At 68.2% G+C, this 20,664-nt stretch carries 20 protein-coding genes; 16 read left to right on the top strand and 4 right to left on the bottom strand.

The annotated features are described in order from the left end of the window. The first annotated feature begins 8 nt into the window (after nt 1–8). The 5 genes from ACZ5YA_RS29805 to ACZ5YA_RS29785 all read left to right on the top strand — a co-directional run bounded on the left by ACZ5YA_RS29805 (nt 9) and on the right by ACZ5YA_RS29785 (nt 4,006). A complete protein-coding gene (locus ACZ5YA_RS29805) occupies nt 9–932 on the top strand; it encodes an NAD(P)-dependent oxidoreductase (protein ID WP_059375085.1) in 924 nt (307 codons plus the stop codon). Further along, nucleotides 925–1,734, top strand: coding sequence for an ABC transporter permease (locus tag ACZ5YA_RS29800; RefSeq protein ID WP_059375089.1), 810 nt, complete (start codon nt 925–927; stop codon nt 1,732–1,734). The genes ACZ5YA_RS29805 and ACZ5YA_RS29800 overlap by 8 nt, the downstream gene beginning before the upstream one ends. Beyond that, entirely contained in the window at nt 1,722–2,516 is a 795-nt protein-coding gene (locus ACZ5YA_RS29795) for an ABC transporter permease (protein WP_059375092.1), read from the top strand. Before ACZ5YA_RS29800 ends, ACZ5YA_RS29795 begins: the two co-directional genes overlap by 13 nt. After that, nucleotides 2,516–3,310: an SDR family NAD(P)-dependent oxidoreductase gene (locus ACZ5YA_RS29790; protein WP_118931808.1), complete on the top strand. Its 795-nt coding sequence runs from the start codon at nt 2,516–2,518 to the stop codon at nt 3,308–3,310. Before ACZ5YA_RS29795 ends, ACZ5YA_RS29790 begins: the two co-directional genes overlap by 1 nt. 96 nt (nt 3,311–3,406) lie before the next feature. Then, entirely contained in the window at nt 3,407–4,006 is a 600-nt protein-coding gene (locus ACZ5YA_RS29785; RefSeq protein WP_464091623.1) for a LysE family translocator, read from the top strand. Between the two features lie 30 nt (nt 4,007–4,036). Here ACZ5YA_RS29785 and ACZ5YA_RS29780 read toward each other — a convergent pair whose 3' ends face one another. After that, a complete protein-coding gene (locus tag ACZ5YA_RS29780) occupies nt 4,037–4,933 on the bottom strand; it encodes a LysR family transcriptional regulator (RefSeq protein WP_059375100.1) in 897 nt (298 codons plus the stop codon). 96 nt (nt 4,934–5,029) lie between these two features. Between ACZ5YA_RS29780 and ACZ5YA_RS29775 the strand changes: the two genes are divergently transcribed. Together ACZ5YA_RS29775 and ACZ5YA_RS29770 are read left to right on the top strand one after the other, a co-directional pair. Next, a complete protein-coding gene (locus tag ACZ5YA_RS29775; protein ID WP_464091622.1) occupies nt 5,030–6,361 on the top strand; it encodes an arylsulfatase in 1,332 nt (443 codons plus the stop codon). A 41-nt stretch (nt 6,362–6,402) separates the two neighbouring features. Next, nucleotides 6,403–7,368, top strand: coding sequence for a tripartite tricarboxylate transporter substrate binding protein (locus tag ACZ5YA_RS29770; RefSeq protein ID WP_118931805.1), 966 nt, complete (start codon nt 6,403–6,405; stop codon nt 7,366–7,368). 10 nt (nt 7,369–7,378) lie between these two features. On the opposite strand, the gene ACZ5YA_RS29765 is transcribed toward ACZ5YA_RS29770, so the two are convergent. Both ACZ5YA_RS29765 and ACZ5YA_RS29760 read right to left on the bottom strand, forming a co-directional pair. Then, the gene (locus ACZ5YA_RS29765) at nt 7,379–8,119 is read right to left on the bottom strand and encodes an SDR family oxidoreductase (protein ID WP_464091621.1); all 741 of its coding nucleotides are present in this window, start codon (nt 8,117–8,119) and stop codon (nt 7,379–7,381) included. Nucleotides 8,120–8,157: 38 nt separating this feature from the next. Next, nucleotides 8,158–9,498, bottom strand: a complete 1,341-nt coding sequence (locus tag ACZ5YA_RS29760) for a CitMHS family transporter (protein WP_059375112.1) — start codon at nt 9,496–9,498, stop codon at nt 8,158–8,160. 245 nt (nt 9,499–9,743) lie between these two features. Between ACZ5YA_RS29760 and ACZ5YA_RS29755 the strand changes: the two genes are divergently transcribed. The 5 genes from ACZ5YA_RS29755 to ACZ5YA_RS29735 all read left to right on the top strand — a co-directional run bounded on the left by ACZ5YA_RS29755 (nt 9,744) and on the right by ACZ5YA_RS29735 (nt 14,945). After that, on the top strand, nt 9,744–10,451 hold the full coding sequence (locus tag ACZ5YA_RS29755) for a response regulator transcription factor (protein ID WP_118931804.1): 708 nt from the start codon (nt 9,744–9,746) through the stop codon (nt 10,449–10,451). Further along, nucleotides 10,408–11,877 (top strand): sensor histidine kinase, encoded by a 1,470-nt coding sequence (locus ACZ5YA_RS29750; protein WP_306633860.1) that lies wholly within the window; start codon nt 10,408–10,410, stop codon nt 11,875–11,877. Before ACZ5YA_RS29755 ends, ACZ5YA_RS29750 begins: the two co-directional genes overlap by 44 nt. Further along, complete coding sequence (locus ACZ5YA_RS29745; protein ID WP_059375120.1) at nt 11,867–12,955, top strand: ABC transporter substrate-binding protein; 1,089 nt, start codon at nt 11,867–11,869, stop codon at nt 12,953–12,955. Before ACZ5YA_RS29750 ends, ACZ5YA_RS29745 begins: the two co-directional genes overlap by 11 nt. 284 nt (nt 12,956–13,239) lie before the next feature. Continuing rightward, nucleotides 13,240–14,325 (top strand): helix-turn-helix transcriptional regulator, encoded by a 1,086-nt coding sequence (locus tag ACZ5YA_RS29740; protein ID WP_464091620.1) that lies wholly within the window; start codon nt 13,240–13,242, stop codon nt 14,323–14,325. A gap of 299 nt (nt 14,326–14,624) precedes the next feature. After that, nucleotides 14,625–14,945: a DUF4148 domain-containing protein gene (locus ACZ5YA_RS29735; RefSeq protein ID WP_059375125.1), complete on the top strand. Its 321-nt coding sequence runs from the start codon at nt 14,625–14,627 to the stop codon at nt 14,943–14,945. A gap of 7 nt (nt 14,946–14,952) precedes the next feature. Here the strand turns inward: ACZ5YA_RS29735 and ACZ5YA_RS29730 are convergent, their stop codons facing one another. Continuing rightward, the gene (locus ACZ5YA_RS29730; protein ID WP_464091619.1) at nt 14,953–15,918 is read right to left on the bottom strand and encodes an AraC-like ligand-binding domain-containing protein; all 966 of its coding nucleotides are present in this window, start codon (nt 15,916–15,918) and stop codon (nt 14,953–14,955) included. Between the two features lie 164 nt (nt 15,919–16,082). On the opposite strand from ACZ5YA_RS29730, the gene ACZ5YA_RS29725 reads away from it, so the two are divergent. The 4 genes from ACZ5YA_RS29725 to ACZ5YA_RS29710 are packed head-to-tail and all read left to right on the top strand — an operon-like array spanning nt 16,083 to nt 20,643. After that, complete coding sequence (locus ACZ5YA_RS29725) at nt 16,083–16,931, top strand: phytanoyl-CoA dioxygenase family protein (protein WP_280016102.1); 849 nt, start codon at nt 16,083–16,085, stop codon at nt 16,929–16,931. Further along, a complete protein-coding gene (locus ACZ5YA_RS29720) occupies nt 16,928–18,460 on the top strand; it encodes a class I adenylate-forming enzyme family protein (RefSeq protein ID WP_464091618.1) in 1,533 nt (510 codons plus the stop codon). The genes ACZ5YA_RS29725 and ACZ5YA_RS29720 overlap by 4 nt, the downstream gene beginning before the upstream one ends. A gap of 22 nt (nt 18,461–18,482) precedes the next feature. Beyond that, nucleotides 18,483–19,412 (top strand): phytanoyl-CoA dioxygenase family protein, encoded by a 930-nt coding sequence (locus tag ACZ5YA_RS29715; protein ID WP_464091617.1) that lies wholly within the window; start codon nt 18,483–18,485, stop codon nt 19,410–19,412. A gap of 1 nt (nt 19,413) precedes the next feature. After that, nucleotides 19,414–20,643 (top strand): serine hydrolase domain-containing protein, encoded by a 1,230-nt coding sequence (locus tag ACZ5YA_RS29710; protein ID WP_280016101.1) that lies wholly within the window; start codon nt 19,414–19,416, stop codon nt 20,641–20,643. Nucleotides 20,644–20,664: the final 21 nt, after the last annotated feature.

Here is a 20,664-nt window from a genome sequence, read left to right as displayed (position 1 = left end):
CAAGCCCCATGGAACACATCGAATCACCCCGCATTGCATTCCTGGGCCTGGGCGTCATGGGGAGCGCGATGCTGCGCAACCTGGCCGCGCAGGGGTATGCAGTATCAGGCTACGACGTCGTTCCCGCAGCCATGGAGCGCCTGGCCGACACCGGCTTCCGGCGGGCCGCCACGCCCTTGGACGCCGCGCGCGGCTGCGACGTGGCGATCACCATGCTGCCCACCTCGGCCCAGGTCCGCGACGCCTTGTTCGGCGCCGACGGCGCGGCGGCGGGCTTGAACCCGGGCGCCCTGGTCATCGAAATGAGCACCGGCGACGCGGTCGAGACCGACCGCATCGCCGCCGATCTCGCGGCCCTGGGCCTGCGTTGCATGGATGCTCCCGTGGGCCGCACGCCGCGCGAGGCGGCGCAGGGCAAGGCCTTGATCATGGCCGGCGGCGCGCAGGCCGACTTCGACCAGGCCGCGCCCATCTTCGCCGCCATGGCCAACGAAATCGTGCATGTGGGCGCTTTCGGTTCGGGCATCCGGCTCAAGCTGGTCAACAACTACATGTCCATGGTTGGCATGGTGCTGACGGGCGAAGCGCTGATGTTCGCCGCCAAGCTCGGACTGGACCGCGCCACCGTCGTCAAGGTGCTGTCCAACACCACGGCGGGGCGCGGGCAGCTCCTGACCAATTTCCCCGGCAAGGTACTGGCGGGCGACATCAGCCCCGACTTCCCCATGCGCATGGGCTACAAGGACATCAACCTGGCCATGAACCTGGCGGCGTCGGTGGGCGCGCCGCTGGGCCTGGGCGGCTACGCCCGCGAGATGTTCGCGCTTGCCAAGTCGTGGGGACGGCAGGAGCAGGACTGCACCGCCATGCTGCTGCTGCTCGAAGACGTGGCCCACCTGGACCGCGAGGCCGCGGGGTCCGGCCATGAGTGAACACATCGCAACCCTGCCCGCGCGGCGGCCGCGCGCATCACGCCGCCGCGTCACCGTGGGCGTGGCCGCCGTCGCCATCGCCTTTGCCGCCTGGTGGATCGTGTCGGCGCTGGGCCTGGTCAATGGCGCGCGCTTTCCCACCCCGCTCACCACCTGGCAGGCCGCGGTGCAGCTCTCGCGCGATTCGGGCTACGCCGGCGGCACGCTGTTCCAGCACATCGGCCACAGCCTGCGCCTGGTATTCCTGGGATTTCTGGTCGCAATCGGCACCGGCGTCCCGCTGGGCCTGCTGATGGGTTTCAGCAAGCGCATCGACGCCCTGGTCGGGCCGGTATTCTCGCTGCTGCGTCCGATTCCGCCGCTGGCCTGGATTCCGCTGGCCATCCTTTGGCTGGGCCTGGGGGATCCGGCGAAGATCTTCCTGATCTGGGTGTCTTCTTTCACGCCTGCCGTCATCAACACCTATGCAGGCGTGCGCAACATCGACCCCACGCTGATCGAGGCCGCGCGCGTGCACGGCGCGGGCAATCCGGTCCGGATGCTGCGCGAGGTCCTGATACCCGGTTCCATGCCCATGATCTTCACCGGCCTGCGGCTGTCGCTGCAGACCGCGTGGATGACGCTGGTGGCGGCGGAACTCATCGGCGCCTTCATCGGCCTGGGCAAGGTGCTGGACACCGCGGCGCTGGACATCCGGCCCGGCATGATCCTGTACGCCATGGTCTGGGTAGGCCTGCTGGGCGCGGTGATGACGCGCGGACTGGAATGGATCGAAAAGAGGGCCTTGCCATGGCTACGCTGACACGCACCTCGGGCGACCCGCCCGCCTTCACCTTCGGCTTGTCCTGCCTGGGGCTGGCCGGCTTCTTCCTGGCCTGGCACCTGCTGAGCGTGGCAGGCGTTTTCCCGCCCAATTACCTGCCTGGCCCGCTGACCGTGCTGCAGACCATCGCGCAGTACAGCAGCGAACCCTATTCCGGCGCCACGCTCTGGACGCACCTGGGCGCCAGCCTCTACCGCTTCGCCTGCGGCTTCCTGCTGGCCGCGGCGGTAGGCATACCGCTGGGGCTGCTGATGGGCTGGTACCGCTGGCTGGACGACGTGGTCAGTCCGTTCTTCGATGCGTTGCGCTTCGTGGCGCCCATCGCCTGGGTGCCGTTCGCCGGCCTGTGGTTCGGCACCGGCATCGGCGGACCCACCCTGATCATCTTCGCCGGCGCCTTTCCGCCCTGCCTGATCAGCGCCTATCGCGGCGCCAAGTTCGTCGACACGCGGCTGCTGGAAGCCTCGCGCACGCTGGGCGCCAGCGGCCCGCGCATCGTGGCCGAAGTGCTGCTGCCGGCCTCGTTGCCATCCATCCTGGCCGGTCTGCGCGTCAGCGCCGGCATCGGCTGGCAATCGCTGGTGGGCGCGGAACTGATCGTGGTGGGCAACGGCATCGGCTACATGATGGTCCAGGGGCAGCTCAACGTCGCCACCAATATCGTCATGGCCGGCATGATCGCCATCGGCATCGTCGGCATCTGCATCGACGTTGCGCTGCGCATGTTTGAACAGCGCCTGAAGGCGCGCTGGGGACGCTGATGGACCACGCAATATCGGACTCGACCCTGTCGGTCATCGTCACGGGCGGCGCCAGCGGCATCGGCGCGGCGGTATGCAGGCGCGTGATCGAGGCAGGCGGCTACGCCGCGATCCTGGACCTCAACCAGGAAGCCGCGCACACGCTGGCGCGGGAACTGGGACCGCGCGCGGTGGCCGCCCCGGGCGACGTGCTGGACGAGGCCGGACTGCGGGCCACTCAGGAACGGCTTGCCGCCCTTTTGCCCGCGGTCAACGGACTGGTGAACTGCGCCGGTATCGCCCAGGTTCCAACCGCCATCGAAGACTATCCGGTGGAGGCCTGGGCCCGTGTGGTGGATTCCCATCTGAAAGGCACCTATATCGCCTGCCGCGTATTCGGCAGCGCGATGGCCGAACGCGGACGCGGGGCGGTCGTCAACGTGGCGTCCGTGCTGTCCTTCCGCCCCGGCCCGGTGCTGGCCTACGGTCCGGCCAAGGCCGCCGTGGTCAATCTGACCGAAGCCCTCGCGGTGCACTGGGCGCGCCGCGGCTTGCGCGTCAACGCCATCGCGCCCGGCTGGACCGACACGCCCTTCCTGAAACCCAAGGAGCGGCAGGGGGAGCGGGACATGACGCCGATCCTGAACGCCACGCCGCTAGGCCGCCTGATGCAGCCGCGCGAGATAGCAGACGTCGTGTTCTTCCTGCTGTCGCCCGCGGCCGCGGTCATCACCGGCGCCACCATCCCTTGCGACGGCGGCGTCATCGCCGGATCAGGGTGGGCGCCCTACGGGGGCTTGCCGCGAACTGCCTGAGCGTTGGGAGCGGCCCGGGCCCGCCCGGCGTTTCCCTTGGCAGGGCGCGCGCCGCTACACTACCCGCCGTCATGTTCAACGCCGCCTGTTTCGTCCATGCTTAGTCTTGCCACCGCAGGAGTATTCGCCGTCGGAGTCACCGTCATCCTGGCCATGCCAGGCCCGACCAATACCTTGCTGGCCGCAGCCGGCCTGCGCCTGGGTTTCGCGCGCGCGGCGCGGCTGACGATGGCCGAACTGGCCGGCTACATCGTGTCGATCTCGCTCTGGGGCCGCTTTCTTGAGCAGGCGGCGAAATCCTTGCCGTGGCTGCCGGCTTGCGTGCGCGCCGCCAGCAGCATCTACATCGCCTGCCTGGCCGTGCGCATGTGGCGCGCCGCCCGCGCCGTGCCGGCGGTGGCTCGGCAGGTCATCGGCATGCGCACGCTGTTCACGGCCACCCTGCTCAATCCCAAGGGCATCCTCTTTGCCAGCGCGGTATTTCCGCCGGCGGCGTTCTGGAGCCTGCCCGCCTACCTTGCAGCCATGGCGCTGTTCGCCGCGCTGCTGGTGCCGATCGGCCTGGCCTGGGTGGCGTTCGGCGCGTCGCTGGGTGGCGCGAAAACACGCTGGATCGATCCGGCGCGGGCGCAGCGCGGGGCTTCCGTCATCCTGGGATTGTTCTCGCTGACCCTGGCCTGGACGGCGTTCCGCTAGCGCCGCGCGCGGGCGGAGGGAGTCGGAGCGCTAGGCATCTTGGCCCGCGGCCTCCAGCACCACGGCGCGGAACTCCTGCATCAGCGGCGACCAGGTGGCGCCGTGGCGCGTGACCAGTGCCATGCTGCGCCGCAAAGGACGGCCCAGCGCCACCGGCAACTCCGCAATGTCCGGCGCCAGCGCGCTGTGCGGCATCAGCGCCAACAAGTCCGAGCCTGCCAGCAAGGCCAGCGCGCCGCCCGAGAAATGCTGGACTTCCAGCGCCGCCGCGGGCTGCGCCAGGCCCGCCTCGGCATAGCGGGCCTGCAGCGCCTGACGCGCCACCGATCCCTGCATGGGCAGGATCCAGCGTTGGCCTTCCAGGTCGCGCAACGCCAGCTTGCGCCGCGACGCCAGCGGATGCTTGCGGCTGGCGGCGACGCACAGGCCGTCCTCGCGGATCGATTCCTGGTGCAGCGAACCCGGCACGTCGGCGTAGATTGGCGTCACCGCAAGGTCCAACTTGCCGCCCGCCACCTGCTCGTTGAGGTCGTCCGACTGGCCTTGCGTCAACTGCACCCGCAGCGCGGGCCGGCGCGGCAGCAGGCGGCGCAACGCCGGCATCACCACGCTGTCCACGGTAGCGCCGGTGGCGCCAATGCGCAGCAGTCCGGCCTCGCCCAGGCGCAGCTCCATCGCGTTGCGCACGGCGTCACGGTATTCCGCCCACAGCCGCTGCGCATGCTCGCGAAACGCCAGGCCCGCCGAGGTCAGGCGCAAGCCACGCCCGCCGCGGTCCAGCAGCGCCAGTCCCGTGTCGGCTTCCAGCCGCTGCAAAGACTTGGACAGCGCCGGCTGACTGACGCCGCAGGCGGCTGCGGCGCGGTCCAGGTTGCCGTGTTCCACCACGGCCAGGAAATACTCGATGTCGCGCAAGGACAGATTCATAATCAACAGTTATGCATAGACTCAGCTTCAGGAATATTAAGCCGGGCCCGCGCTCCTAGAATCCCTGGATAAACCCGCAGACAGGAGACGCAGCGCGTGGACAAGCAGCCCAATATCGTATTGATCGTGGCCGACAACCTGGGATGGGGCGAATTGGGCTGCTACGGCGGCGGCGCGCTGCGCGGCGCTCCCACCCCCAACATCGACCGGCTGGCCTCGGAAGGGCTGCTGCTGCAGAACTTCAACGTGGAAAGCGACTGCGTGCCTACGCGCTCGGCGCTCATGAGCGGCCGGCATCCCATCCGCACCGGTTGTTTGCAATCGGTGCCTCCCGGCCTGCCGCAAGGCCTGGCGCGCGATGAAATCACGCTGGCCCAGCAACTGTCGGGCCAGGGCTACGCCACCGCGCACTACGGCAAATGGCACCTGGGCGACATCCCCGGCCGCTATCCGTCCGACCGCGGCTTCGACGAGTGGTACGGCATCCCGCGCACCACGGACGAAAGCCAGTTCACCTCGTCCATCGGCTTCGATCCCTCGGTCGCCGACATCCCGCACATCATGCAGGGCCAGGCCGGCTCGCCTTCGGAAAACGTCAAGGTCTACGACCTGGAGACGCGCCGCGGCATCGACGCCGAACTGGTCGACCGGTCCATCGGCTTCATGCGCAAGCATGCCGAGGCCAGCCGCCCCTTCTTCCTATACCTGCCGCTGGTGCACCTGCACTTCCCCACCCTGCCGCACCCGGACTTCGCGGGCCGCACCGGCGCCGGCGACTTCGCCGACTCCATGGTGGAAATGGACCACCGCGTCGGCCAGATCGTGCAGGCGGTGGACGAGCTGAATCTGCGTGACGACACCGTGTTCATTTTCTGCAGCGACAACGGTCCGGAATTTCGCAAGCCCTACCGCGGCACCGCCGGCCCCTGGACCGGTACCTACCACACCGCCATGGAAGGCAGCCTGCGCGTGCCCTTCATGATCCGCTGGCCCGGCCGGGTCCAGCCCGGCCAGGTCTCCAACGAGATCGTCCACGTCACCGACCTGTACACCACGCTGTCGCGCATCGGCGGCGCGTCCATTCCGCAAGACCGGCCCATCGACGGCATAGACCAGACCGACTTTTTCACCGGCGCCAGCCCCGCCTCGCCGCGCGAGGGCTTCCTGTTCTACATCAAGAACGACCTGCGCGCGGTCAAATGGCGCGACTGGAAGCTGCATTTCTACTGGGAGCCCGAGGTCAACGAAGGCAAGGGCAAACTGGAGTCGCCGTACCTGTTCAACCTGAAGCAGGACCCCAAGGAAGAAAGCGACATCCTCATCTTCAACACCTGGGTGCTAGGTCCGATCCTGAAAATGGTGCAGTCCTTCAACCAGTCTTGCGCCGCGCATCCGAATACGCCGCCCGGCAAGCCGGACCCGAGCTGAGACGCGCGGCGGTCCGGGCAAAAAAACACAAAGGGGAAAACATGAAATTCGCTATCCGCTGCTGCGCGCTACTGCTGGGCGCCGCGCTAACCGCCACCGCCAGCGCGGCAGACACCAAGCTGGAATGGCCTGGCAAGCAGATCACCTGGGTGATCGGCTTCGTGCCGGGCGGCACCGCCGACGTGCTGACCCGCATCGCCGCCCAGGAACTGGCGCGGCGCAGCGGCCTGAACGTCATCGTGGAAAACCGCCCCGGCGCGGCGGGCGCCATCGCCCTGCAGCTGGTGGCGCGCAGCAAGGCCAGCGACGGTTACTTGCTGACCGTGCCCGGCCCGCTGATCTACCCCACGCCCCAGCCCGAGATCGGCCGCGAGCTGGCGCCCGTCATCCTGATGGCTCAGGGTCCCATGGTCATCGTCGGCCCCGCCAAGGACGCCCGGGCATCCTTGCAGGACGTGCTGGCGGACGCCCGCCAGCGGCCCGAGGCCTGGAGCTACGGCAGCTCAGGCAACGGCACCTCGCAGAACCTGGCGGGCGAACTGCTCAACCAGTACGCCGGCACCCGTATCGTGCACGTGCCCTACAAGGGCGGCGGCCAGGCGGTGGCCGACGTGGCCGGTGGCCAGATCCCCCTGGCGATCCTGGGCTCGGCCCCGGTCATGCCGCAGATCAAGGCCGGCACGCTGAAAGCCTACGCCGTCACCACGCCCTACCGCCTGGACAGCCTGCCCGGCGTGCCCACGGTGGAAGAGTCCGGCTTCAAAGGCTATGCCGCCACCCAATGGTTCTCGGTCGCGGCCAGCAAGGACATCCCGGCCGCGCAGCTCGATCAGGTCAACGCCGCGCTGCGCGCCGCCGTGGCCACGCCGGAGTTCAAGGCCGCCCTGGACAACGCCGGCATGATCGCCGGCGGCGGCTCGCGGGATGAATTGCAGTCGTTCATCCAGGCGGATAGCGCCAAGTGGCAGAAGCTGATCGACAGCGGGGCGGTGAAGCTGGCGAATTGAGGTCTCGCCCTCAACTCATATACACGCCGCCATTGATCGCATAGTTCGCGCCCGTCACGAACGCGGCGTCATCCGACGCCAGCCAGACGCACAGCCCCGCCAGATCCTTGGCAGTACCCAGCCGGCCCACCGGCACGCTTTCGACGATACGGTCCAGCAGGGCCGGCGGAAAGGCCTTCACGGTGTCGTCGGCGATGAAGCCCGGCGACGCCAGGTTGACGGTCACGCCGCGCGCCGCGACTTCCTGCGCCAGCGAACGGGTGAAGCCGATCACGGCGCCCTTGGCGGTGGCGTAGTTGATCTGTCCGATCTGGCCTTTCTCCGCGGCCACGGAGCCGATGTTGATGATGCGGCCCCAGCCGCGGTCGGCCATGCTGTCGACCACCTGCTTGGTGGTGTTGAACAGCGTGTCCAGATTGCTGCGCAGCACCGCCGACCAGTCCGCCTGGCTCATCTGGCGAAAGCGCATGTCCAGCATGGCGCCGGCATTGTTCACCAGCACGTCGATCTCGCCGACCTCGCGCCGCACCTTGGCGAAGGCCGCCTCGGTCGAGGCCCAATCGGTGGCGTCGCCCTCGGAGGCGACGAAATCGTAGCCCAGGGATTTCTGTTCCTTCAGCCAGTGGTCCTTGCGCGAGGAGCGCGGCCCGCAGCCTGCCACCACGCGATGTCCCGCGTTGTGCAGCGCCTGGCAGATCGCGGTGCCGGTGTGGCCCATACCGCTGGTGACGTAAGCAATGCGCAAAGCCATGTACTTCCCCTTTTGAAAAGACGGTATCGCGCCGCCGCTCAGCCCATCTGGCCGACCAGCGGGAACAGGCCGAACGCCAGCGCCGCGGCCAGCATCACCAGGCAGACCATCGTGGCCCACTTGAGCGAATAGCGCTGGTGGTCGCCGAAGTCCACGCCGGCCAGGCCGACCAGCAGGTAGGTCGACGGCACCAGCGGGCTCAGCAAGTGCACGGGCTGGCCGATCAACGAGGCGCGCGCCATCTCGACCGGCGAAATGCCGTAACCCTGGGCCGCTTCGCTCAGGATCGGCAGCACGCCGAAGTAGAAGGCGTCGTTGGACATGAAGAAGGTAAAGGGCAGGCTCACCAGCGCGGTAATGCCCGCCAGGTACGGCCCCATGGCGTCCGGGATCACCGCCAGCAGGCTGCGCGACATGGCCTCGACCATGCCCGTGCCAGACAGGATGCCGGTGAAGATCCCGGCCGCGAAAATCAGCGACACCACCGACAGCACATTGCCCGCGTGCTGCGCAACGCGGCGGCGCTGTTCGGCCAGGTCCGGATAGTTGATGACCAGCGCAATGGCGAAGGCGATCATGAACAGCACCGGCAGCGGCAGCACGCCCATCACCAGGCTCACCATCAGCGCCAGCGTCAATCCGGCGTTCACCCACAGCAGCTTGGGGCGGCGCAGGTCCTGGTCGACCTCGATCTCGGGCAGGTTCTTGGGGCCGTCCTCGTCATAGCCGGCGTGCAGCGAAGCGCCGTCCGGCAGCGACAGCACGCCCAGGCGGCGGCGTTCGCGCAGGCCCAGGCAGAACGCCAGGATCAGGATGGCGACAATGGCCACGCCCATCACCGGCACCAGCGGCACGAAGATGTCGCCCGCGTCCACGTGCAAGGCGCTTGCGGCGCGCGCCGTCGGGCCGCCCCAGGGCGTCAGGTTCATGACGCCGCTGGCCAGCATCGCCAGACAGGTCATGGACAGCGCGTTCATCTTCAGGCGGCGATACAGCGGCAGCATCGACGCCACCACGATCATGTAGGTGGTCGAACCGTCGCCGTCCAGCGAAATCACCAGCGCCAGCACGGTCGTGCCCACCACGATCTTCAGCGGATCGCCCTTCACCGCGCGCAGGATGCGGCCGACGATGGGGTCGAACAGGCCGGCGTCGATCATGACCCCGAAGTAGAGAATGGCGAACATCAGCATCACGCCGGTGGGCGCAATCTTGCGGATGCCGTCCAGCATCATCTTGTCGATGCCGGAGCCGAACCCGCCCAGCAGGGCGAAAATAATGGGGACAAGGATCAGCGCCACCAACGGCGACAGGCGCTTGGTCATGATCAGCGTCATGAACGTGATCACCATGCCGAAGCCAAGCAGGGTCAGAAGCATGAGGGTTATCTCCGGCTAGTCGTTGTTATGTGCAAGCGCGCCTCCGGCTGGGGAAGCGCGACCGCAAGACTAGAAATAAAAGCTGTCGGCAACCTGTCGTTTTTTTGAACGCGAGTGCGGTGTGGGGTCCATCCCTTCCGCCGCCGGGCCGCCCCAAGGCGGAAGGCGCCCCCTCGGGGGGCAGCAAGCGAGCGCAGCGAGTGCGGCGTGGGGGTCCACATCCCCCTCATGCGACAATCGCCCCTATGCGCATATTGGTGATCGAAGACGACGCGGACCTGGCCGACGCACTCGTGCGCCGGCTGCGCCGTCTCGGCCATGCGGTCGACTGCCAGAACGACGGTCTCAGCGCTGACGGCGTGCTGCAATACGAAACCTTCGATCTCGTCATCCTGGACATCGGCCTGCCCCGCATGTCGGGCTTCGACATCCTGCACCGCCTGCGCGACCGCGGCAGCAAGACGCCCGTGCTGGCACTGACCGCCCGCATCGACATCGAAGACCGCGTCCACGCCCTGGATACCGGCGCCGACGACTACCTGGCAAAGCCCTTCGATTTCCGCGAACTGGAAGCCCGTTGCCGCGCCCTGCTGCGCCGTCCCAGCGCCCAGGCCGCCGGCGTGCTGCGCTTTGGCGAACTCGTCATCGACAGCGCCGCGCGCCAGGTCACGCTGGCCGGCCAGCGCATCGAACTGCCCAAGCGTGAATACAGCCTGCTGGAAATCCTGCTAGCCGGCATGAACCGCGCCGTCAGCAAGACCGAAATCGCCAACAAGCTGTTCGCGTTCGACGACGACGCCGCGCCCAACGCCATCGAGGTCTATATCGCCCGGCTGCGCCGCAAGCTCGAAGGCTCGCCGCTGCGCATCGAAACGCAACGCGGCACCGGCTACCTCCTGACCGCCACCGATGACCACGACAGCTCCGCCGCGTCCGGCCCCGGCCGGGAGTGAATCCGCCAGGCCCGCCGCCGCGCAGGGCCGCATCTCGATCAAGCGCCGCCTGCTGGCCATGCTGCTGGCGCTGTTCGTCGCCGCCCTGGCCACGCTCTACCTGCTGGTGCGCGGCTACGCCAATCAGACTGCCGACACCACCTACGACCAGTTGCTGCGTGCCTCGGTGCTGTCCATCGCCGACAGCCTGCAGCTGGTGCAGGGCGAGTGGCGCATGGATATGCCCTACGCCTCGCTGGCGCTGCTGGAACAGGCGCCGCGCGACCGCGTGTTCTATCGCGTCGGCGACGCCGGCGGCGCGCTGATTTCCGGCTACGCGGATCTGCCCGCGCCGCCCGGACGCGGCAACGACGGCTCTGCTTATTCGCCCCGGCTGTACGACGCCAGCTACCAGGGCGAACCGGTGCGCATCGCCTGGATGGAACGCAAGATCGCCGGTCCCCGCAATGCCGAGACCGCCCTCATCCAGGTCGCGCAGACCCGCGAAGCGCGCAACGCGCTGGCGGCGGGCATCCTGTGGCAAGGCACGCTGGCGCTGATCGGCTTTACCGCCGCGGCGCTTGCGCTGGCCTACTGGGGCCTGCTGCGGTCGCTGTCGCCCATCCGCCGCATCGAACGCGAACTGGCAGTCCGCAGCGCGTCGGACCTGCATCCCATCGCCGCTCCCGTGCCCGAGGAACTCGACACGCTGGTGCACTCGCTTGACGGCTTCATGGCGCGCCTGTCGGAAAACCTCGACACCCTGCGCCTCTTCATCGCCGAGGCCGCCCATCAGCTGCGCACGCCGCTGGCCGCGCTGCACGCGCAGATGGAAGTGGCGTTGGACGAAGAGGACCCCGCCGAACAACGTCGCAGCCTGCTGGCCGTGCTGCGCAACGCCGAGAAACTCTCGCGCCTGGTGAACCAGCTGCTGAGCGACGCCAGCGTCATCCACCGCAGCAACGTGCGCCAGTTCCAGCCGGTGGACCTGGCCGAGCTGCTGCGCCAGGCGGTGTATGACACGGTCCCGCAAGCCGATCCCCAACCCGATGTGCGCCTGCATCTGCCCGTTACGGCGCCCGGCAGTCCCCCCACCGTGCTGGGCGACAGCCTGATGCTGCGCGAAGCCTTCAAGAACCTCATCGACAACGCCCTGCGCCACGGCGCCACGGAAGAGGGCCACATCGACGTGCGACTGGAGCCGCAGGACGCAGGCTGGCGCATATCCGTATCCGACCAGGGTCCAGGCATTCCCCCGGCGCTGGCCAACGCCGCCTTCGAGCGCTTCGTGCGCGGCCCCAACCCGCGCGCGCCCGGCGCCGGGCTGGGCCTGTCCATCATCAAGCGCGTGGTCGACATCCATCAGGGCCGGCTGGCCCTGAGCAACCGCGTGGGCGGCGGCCTGGACGCCGTGGTCACGCTGCCGCCCCGACCCCATGAAGCTTGATCTCCTGAAACCCCTGCGCCTGCTGGCGGCGCTGGCCGCGCTGCTGCCCTTTGCTGCCGGCAACGCCGCGGAAACCAGCGCCGGCGGCCTGACGCTGGGACCCGCCGACAGCAGGAACGTATTGGTCGTGCATGCCTCCAACAGCGTGCAGGTGTTCCGCGGCGTGCTGGAAGACTTCAGCAGGCTCAACCCCGGCCTGCGCCTGGAGTACACCGAGCTGTCCACGCAGGAGCTGTATGCCGGGACGGTCTCCCGCGCCACGCCGGCGGCCACCACCCGGTCCGGGCCCGACATCGTCATCAGCAGCGCCATGGACCTGCAGACCAAGCTGGTCAACGACGGCTACGCGCAACCCCACATCTCGCCGGAAACCCGCGCCCTGCCGGCCTGGGCCAACTGGCGCGACGAGGTCTTCAGCATCGGCACCGATCCCATCGTCATGGTCTACAACACCCGCAAGCTCGCGCCCGCGCGGGCGCCGCGCACCCGGCGCGAGCTGCTGTCCCTGCTGCAGGCGCCGGACCAGCCCCTGGCCGGCGCCATCTCCACCTACGATGTCGAGGGCAGCGGCATCGGCTACCTGGCGGCCACGCAGGACACGCGGCTGGACAGCATGGCCGGCGCACTGCTGGCCGAACTGGGCCGCAACCGCGTCGCCGTGCATGCGTCCACCGAAGACGCGCTGGACAAGCTCGAACGCGGCGAGATCACGCTGGCCTACAACCTGCTGGAGTCCTATACCCGGCATCGAATCGACCAGGGCGCGCCGCTGGCCATCGTCTATCCGCAGGACTACACGCTGATGCTGTCGCGTTCCGCCATCATCCCCAAGCAGGCGCCACGGGCTGATCTGGGCGCGATGTTCCTGGACTATCTGCTGTCGCCGCGGGGCCAGGAAATGGTCGCGCGGCAATCGGGCATGCGGCCGGTGGGCGCTTCGGCCAACCCGGAAGCGGGCGTGCGGCCGGTTGGACTGGGCGTAGGGCTGCTGGTGTATCTGGATGCGCTCAAGAAGAGGCATTTCCTGGATCTGTGGCGCGCGGCGATCCGTCCGCCCGGCGGCGGCGCGCAACCCTGACGCCGCCAGGCGGCGCATTCTGGTAAGAATGCCCCGGTACGTCGATACCACCTCCGGATCCGGCCCCTCTTGTCCGGACGAAGCGCCTATTTTTTTCATCCGCCCCGGGATTTTGCGAGGATAATTTCCTTGTGGCAGCGCCGCCGACAATCCAGGCAGGCCAACCTCCCCCACGCCGGCAAACCATGGCCGCGCAGCGCTCCCCCGATCTGGCCGGAGCCACCTCTACAACGATCTGTGATGCGTGACAGCGTTTGCGTCTGAACCAGAGTTGGAGGCACGAAATGGCTGAACACCAGATTGCCGTCCGGCGCGCGATCGAAGCCCTGGACCGTCTGGCGGATCCCGATCCGCCCTGGCGCGACATCCTGCTGACCGCCCGCGACATGGTGGGCGCGGACAGCAGCACCTTGATCGTCTTCGATGCCCGTCACAAGCTGCTGGACCTGTCCACCGTGAGCTTTCCCGAAGCCGCCGCCAGGGACTACCGCAACCACTACTACAGCTGCGATATCGTCGAACAGGACTCGCGGCTGCTGCCCGTCGGCACTTGGCTGGATACCGCCAGCATGTGCGGCCACAAGCAGCTGCAGCGTTCCGAGTTCTACACGGACTTCATGCTCAAGCACCGCATGGCGCAAGTCCTGTGCCTGGTGATCGAATCCAGCGCCAAGCTGCGCGCCGCCATCGCCTTTCAACGCTCGACCGTGGACGACAAGGCCAGCGAACGGCTCCAGTCCGGCGACATCGCCCAGTACTTCCGCCTGCTGAAGAACCGGTTGGCCCAGCGCGAAAAGATGCTCGCCATCGGCTGGACAGCCATCGATAGCGCGCTCTCGGACGTGGGCGAGGCCGTGCTGCTGGTCAGCCGCGACGCGATGGTGAACATGAAGTCTGCCCTGGCCACGCGCTATCTGGACGACGGCCACGGCTGGAACGTGCGCGGCGGCAAGCTGCGCCATCCCGACGCCAAGATACAGGCCTTGTTCGACGCGTATTGCCAGGCGGTCGCGCGCGACGGCAAAGCGCGGTCGCTGGCGGCCGCCGCCGGATGGGGCGAATTGACCTGGATCGACATCAGCGCGGCCCCGCAAGCGCTGAGCCTGATCGGCAACCGCATGCTGCTGGTGCGCATGCGCAGAAAGAGCGCCTTCGCCCAACCCGACGTCGACAGGCTGGAAGCCGTATTCGCCATCACGCACGCGGAAGCCGCGGTGCTGGCCGGACTTGCGATGGGGCATAGCGTGGAGGAAGTCGCCACCCTGCGCCATGCCTCGGTGCTGACCGTGCGTAAACAGGTCGCATCCCTGCTCAACAAGATGGAATGCAACCGCCAGTCCGAACTGGTCAGGCTCGCCTCGCTGCTGTGAGCGTGCGCCGCCGGCACGACGTACCCAATATTGAGTATGTGGCGCCTACTCGCACCGTCCTACGATGAGCACGAAGGCATGAGGCCCGGACGTCCTCTCCGGCCCGAGTCGTAAACCTGGCAGCGCAAAGGCGCCAGGTGCGTGTCCGCGCGCGCCGCGGGCCGGGCCGGCCTGCCCAAGAAAAATACCAATGCGCCAATCCGGTAGCGCAGCTGTCCCTGCCCCGGGCTGCATTGCAGCAAGCCCCCATGGACACCGGTTTCCAATGCTGCGGTCACTCACGTCATCAGGAGCATTTCATGAAAACTGCCCTAACCGTCCGCGCCATGATCCCCGTCGTCCTGGCGGCCTGCGCCCTGCTCTCCGGCCCCGCCGTCGCGCAAACGGCCGTTGCCCCCACCACCGCTGCGCCCCCGTCGGACGTCCAACTCAGCCGCGATCAGGTCGAACGCGACCTGGCAGCCTGGAAGCAATCCGGCGTTGAAAGAAACTGGGACAGCGACAGCACCCCGGACATCAACAGCCCCGAATACGTCGCCGCCTACAGGAAGTATGTGGACACGGTCAGGCCGGCAAACTCCCCACAGATGCAGCAGCCGCAGGGCCAGAGCAAGTGGTGATGCGCCGCTATCCTGCCCGCGAGGGCGCACCGCCGCGCTCGCTGCCTGGCGAGCGGCCATAGTGCGCGCGGTACGCCCGATTGAATGTGGAAACTTCCTCGAATCCCCAGCTGGCGGCGATGTCCGCGATGGAGCGGCCAGGCTGGGTTTCGATGGCCTGGCGGCATTTCTCCAGCCGGCACTGCCGCACGTGGGCGCTAAAGCTCAAACCATGCTCGGCCATGATCTTGAACAGATAGCTGCGGGAGATGCCGAGCTCCTCGCTGGCCGAGACCGGCGTCAGGCCAGGGTCGGCCAGACGGCGCTGCACCAGCGCCAGAATGCGGTCCAGGACTTCATGGCGCACCCGTTCGGCGATCTGCGCGCCGGCATCCGCCCCTTCGAGCTGGGTCCGCGACAGCAGTTCGCTGCAATGCCTGACCATCAGCGCCTGCACCTGCTGCAACTCGTTTGCCGGCAATTCGCTGACCAGGCGCATGTAGCTGGCCAGCACCCGCCCCGCCCCTAAACTTCCGTCCAGCACCGGCGTGGCCAGCCGTCCGCGGCGGCCCAGTTGCGGCCGCAGGAGGCCTTCCGGGATTTCGATGCAGAACATGCGGAAATCGGTGCGAAAGTCGACTTCCCAGGGCGACGCGCAATCCACCACATAAACGTCGCCGGCCTGCGCGCGCATGGCGCTTCCGTCCTGCGAGACCAGAGCCTCGCCCGCACACAGCAAATTGGCGAAGAACGGAGATTGCGTGCGGGCCGAGAGACCGGCTGCGGACAGCCTGACCACATGGGACTGGGCAGTAATGGTCGAGCCGTGCAGATCCGGCAGCAACAGGCCGTCGATCTGGCCGCGAAAGCTGCGCGCGGCGTCGCGCTCGGGTTCGAGCGGCACGTAGGCATCGCAGATCGCATCGCGCCAATACGCGAACTGATCCTGCGGCGCTATGACATCGGTGGTGTGGTGGTAGGCCTGCGCGCTCATCTTGAGTACCGGATCATGCCGACGGGGCCGCCATCTTCTAGGGGATGGACGCTTTGCGCCACTGCCGTGGACGCTACGCGCTGGCAGGGCGAAGACTACCGGCCGATTATACGCACAGACCTATACCGCCGGACGCAGATCCAGGCCCCATCAGGAGACAAGAGATGTCCACGCCCGAACCGCTCGACGAGCGGATCGCAGCCTTTGAACGCGACGGCTTCGTGGTGCTGCCCGGGATCATCCCGCCCGAGCAGGTCAGCCAGCTGCAGGAAGCCCTGATCCGGATCGAGGCCGAGCACAACCTCGGTTATGCCCAGACCTCGTTCGAAGGCCGCAAGACGGTGCGCATCAACAACCTGCTGGTCTACGATCCGCGCTTCTGGGACGTGCCGCTGCAGCCCGACGTGCTGGGCCTGGCCGAACGCCTGCTGGACCGTGAGCTGCTGCTGTCGTCGCTGTGCTCGCTGACGCTGGCGCCAGGACAAGGCGCCCAGCCGTTGCACGAAGACACTCAGCAGCTGGCCATGCCGCGCCCGCGCCCGCCGCTGGCGGTCAACGCCATCTGGGCCTTGAGCGATTTCACGGCCGAGAACGGCGCCACCCACATCGTGCCGGGCAGTCATCGCTACGATTCGTCGCCGCCCTATGGCGCGCAGGATATAGACACGGTGCAAGCCACCATGAAGGCAGGCAGCGTCATGCTGTTCGACAGCGCACTGTGGCACAAGGGCGGCGCCAACAACAGCAATGCGCGCCGCTACGCCCTGTCGTGCTACTACTGCGCCGGCTGGATGCGGCAACAGGAAAACCTGCAACTCGGCATTCCGGCCGAGGTGGCGCGAAGCTTTCCGCGCCGCCTGCAGGAATTGTGCGGCTACAGCATCTACAAGGGGCAGTACGGCCACATCGACAACGCCGACCCCATTACCCTGTTGGGCGGGGCAGGCCGGCCCACGGTATGGCAGGCCAGCGACGCCAAGGCCGCCCGCAAGGCCGCCGAGCGCAAGACATGAACTCCCCCGCCCTGCCCGCCGTCCCGGACTCGGTGATCCATCTGCTGCGCGACGCCGCCCGCGAAACGCCCGATCTGCCCGCGCTGTTCTTCGAAGGCGTACGCCTGAACTACGCGCAATACGCCGGCCTGGCCGGCGCATTGGCGCGCCGCCTGGGCGAGCGCGTGCGGCCCGGCGACCGGGTGGCGCTGCTGATGCAGAACTCGCTGGACCTGGCCGTCGCCACCTTTGCCGTGCACGCGCTGCGCGCGCAGGCCGTACCGTTGAATCCCGGCTACCGCGAACGCGAACTGGCCTACATGCTGCACGACGCCGCGCCTTGCATGCTGCTGCACGACGACAGCGTAAAGCTGGACCTGCACGCCCTGTGTCCCGGCCTGGATGCCGGCGCCATACTCCGTATAGGCAACGGCGCCGGCCTGCTGGAGATGCTGCCGCAGGCCTGCGCCCTGCCCGAAGACCTGCCCCGGCACGAAGACCTGGCCACGCTGCAATACACCGGCGGCACCACCGGACGCCCCAAGGGTGTGAACATCCTGCACCGGCAGATCGCCTACAACATCGCGCAGCGCGAAGCCTGGCTGCCGACGCGGCGCGAATCGGAGGTAGTGCTCTGCGTAATGCCGCTATTCCACGTGTCGGCGGTCGCCATGTCGCTCTACCTCAGCCTGCATGCCCGGGGCGAACTGGTGGTGATGCGGCGCTTCGATGCCGCCCGCACGATAGACGCCATCGCCGCCCATCGCGTCACGCTGCTGCCGGGCGCGCCTGCCATCTTCCACGACTTGCTGCTGAACCCCGCTCTCAGTCCGGAACGCATGGCCAGCCTGCGCGCCTGCTTCTCCGGCGCGGCGCCGCTGCCGCGCGAAACCCTGGCGCGCTTCGAGCAGCGCGCGGGGTGTCCCATCTACGAAGGCTACGGCATGAGCGAAGCCGGCCCTTGTCTGGCGTTCAACCCCATGCACCGCCCGTGCAAGCCAGGTTCCGTGGGTCTGCCGGTTCCGGGCGGCGAGCTGCAGGTGGTGGATCTGGACCATGGCGACCGGCCTCTGCCGCCCGGCCAGCCCGGCGAGATCCGCGTGCGCGGTCCGCACGTGATGGCCGGTTACCGCCAGCCCGCGCAGGCGCTGCGCGCGGGCTGGTTCTACACCGGCGACGTCGCGGTCCTGGATGCCGAAGGCTATCTCCACCTGCAAGGCAGGCGGCACGACTGCATCAACGTGGGTGGTTTCAAGGTCTATCCGCTGGAAGTGGAGCAGGTGCTGCTGTCGCGCCCCGAGGTCGGCGAAGCTGCCGCCTTCGGCGTGGCCGACGAGCGGCTGGGACAGGTGGTGCACGCATGGGTCACGCCCGCGCCGGGCCAGCGCCTGGACCCCGACGCCCTGCAAGCCCATTGCGCCGCACATCTGGCCGGCTACAAAGTGCCGCGCCGCATAGGCGCGGCGGAAGCCCTGCCGCGCACCAGCATCGGCAAGCTCGCACGCGGCGCACTGGCCCCCGTGGCCGCGCCCGGTCCGATTTCGCAGTGACATTCAACACAAGGGGAGGAACATGAAGCAACTCGATCTGCAGGCGCTGCAACGCCAGCTCGCCGAAGAAGGTTACGCCGTCATTGAAAACGTGCTGGACGCCGCGCAACTGGAACAGGCGCGCGAGCGCGTCGCCAGCCTGATGGCCGCCGAACGCGCCGATCCGTTCCCGCTGGACGACGAACGGCACGAAGACGATGACGACATCCTGGCCTACTATAAGCGCCACTACACGGTGAGCGACATGGAAGCGCAGCGCATGGTGGCGCGCGTGCACCAGTACCGCCGCGACAACGAAAACACGCGCTGGCCGGTACCCATCAACAAAGTGTCGAAGAACTTCCTGCACTTGCCCACCCTGTTCGACGACGACAAGTCGCAACGCGTCTGGAACCTGCTGAACAAGGCGCCCGACATGATCCCGCTGATCGAGCACCCGGTGGTGCTGCCGATGGTGCGCAGCGTAATGGGCCAGGACTGCAACCTGCACGACTTCCAGGCCACCAGCATCGGCCCCGGCACGGGCGGCGGCGCCTGGCACGTGGACGCGCCGCTGGGCCAGATCGCCGAGCCGCTGCCGGAGTTTCCGCTGACGCTGCAGAACGTCTGGATGCTGGACGACTTCACCGCCGACAACGGCGCCACGCGCGTCATGCCGCGCAGCCACAAGCTGCGCAAGTCGCCGCCCTGGGGCAGCGGCCCGCTGGACGGCGAGGTCACGCTGACCGCGCCCGCCGGCTCGGTCGCCATCTGGCTGTCCAATACCTGGCACCGCTCCGGCCCGAACCATACCGACCGCGAGCGCCGCGCCATACTCTGCAACTACAACGTGTCCTGGCTGCGCGGCTTCGCCGACTTCACCAGCACCCTGCCCGCAGGCGTCGCGGCCGCGTTGCCCCACGATGCGCGCTATCTGCTGGGCTACGGCGCACGCGCGCCGTTGACGCGCTGACATGGGCGCCGCGACCTCGCCCCAGGCGCCAGCAACCGCGCCCCCGGCCATCCACGGCTACTGCGATCCCGCCTTCGAACCGGTACGCGCCGCGTTCGCGCGCAACTTCCAGGACGGCGGCGAGCTGGGCGCGTCCGTCGCCATCGAGGTCGACGGCAATCCGGTGGTCGACCTGTGGGCCGGATGGGCCGACACGGACCACAGCCGGCCCTGGCAACGCAACACCGTCTGTATCGTGTTCTCCAACACCAAGCCAGCCACGGCGCTCTGCGCCCACATGCTGGCCGAAGCCGGCGAACTGGACCTGGACGCGCCTGTCATCCGCTACTGGCCCGAATACGCCGCAGCGGGCAAGGCCGGCACCACCCCGCGCATGCTGCTCAACCACACCGCAGGCTTGCCCGCGCTGCGTGAACCCTTGCCCGCGGACGCCGCCTTCGACTGGGAAGGCATGGCTGGCCGGCTGGCCGCCGCCGCGCCTTTCTGGACCCCGGGCGAACGGGTGGCTTACCACGGCCTGACCTACGGCTGGCTGGTCGGCGAACTGGTGCGCAGGCTGGGCGGCTGCATGCCGGGCGAGTTTTTCCGCCGCCATATCGCGCAGCCGCTGGACCTGGACTTCTGGATAGGCCTGCCGGCAACCGAGGAAGCGCGGGTAGCGCCCATCGTGCCGCCGCCGGCGCCGCAAGCGCCGTTCAGTCCCTTCGAACAGTCACTGAAGGATGAGCCCGCAAGCCCCACCGCGCTATACGCCAAGAATACCGGCGGCTGGCGCCCTTCCGGCTTCAACAGCCGCGCGGGCCGTGCAGCCGGGCTGTGCGCGGCGGGCGGAATCGGCAATGCGCGCAGTCTGGCCCGCCTGTACGGCACGCTGGCGCTGGGCGGCGCGCGCGGCGGCGTGCGCCTGCTGCGCGAGGACACGCTGGCCGCGGCCACCGCCCTGTCGGCGCGCACGGACGACGACGCCTGCCTGCGCGTGCCTACGCGCTACGCCAGCGGCTTCATGCGCCAGATGGACAACCGTGCACAGGGCCTGGACAGCGCCTGCTTCGGCAGCGAGGCCTACGGCCACACGGGCGCCGGCGGATCGTTGGCTTTCGCCTGGCCGCAGCGCCGGCTTTCCTTTGCCTACACCATGAACCGCATGGGCCGCACCGTGCTGCTCGATGAACGCGCGCACCGCCTGGTGCGCGCGACGCACGCGGCTCTGGGCGCGGGGCCGCCAGACTGACGCCGACGCGGCACACACTAA

The sequence above is a fragment of the Achromobacter sp. JCM 18799 genome, assembly GCF_055395645.1.
This window is presented reverse-complemented; position numbering and strand designations above follow the sequence as displayed.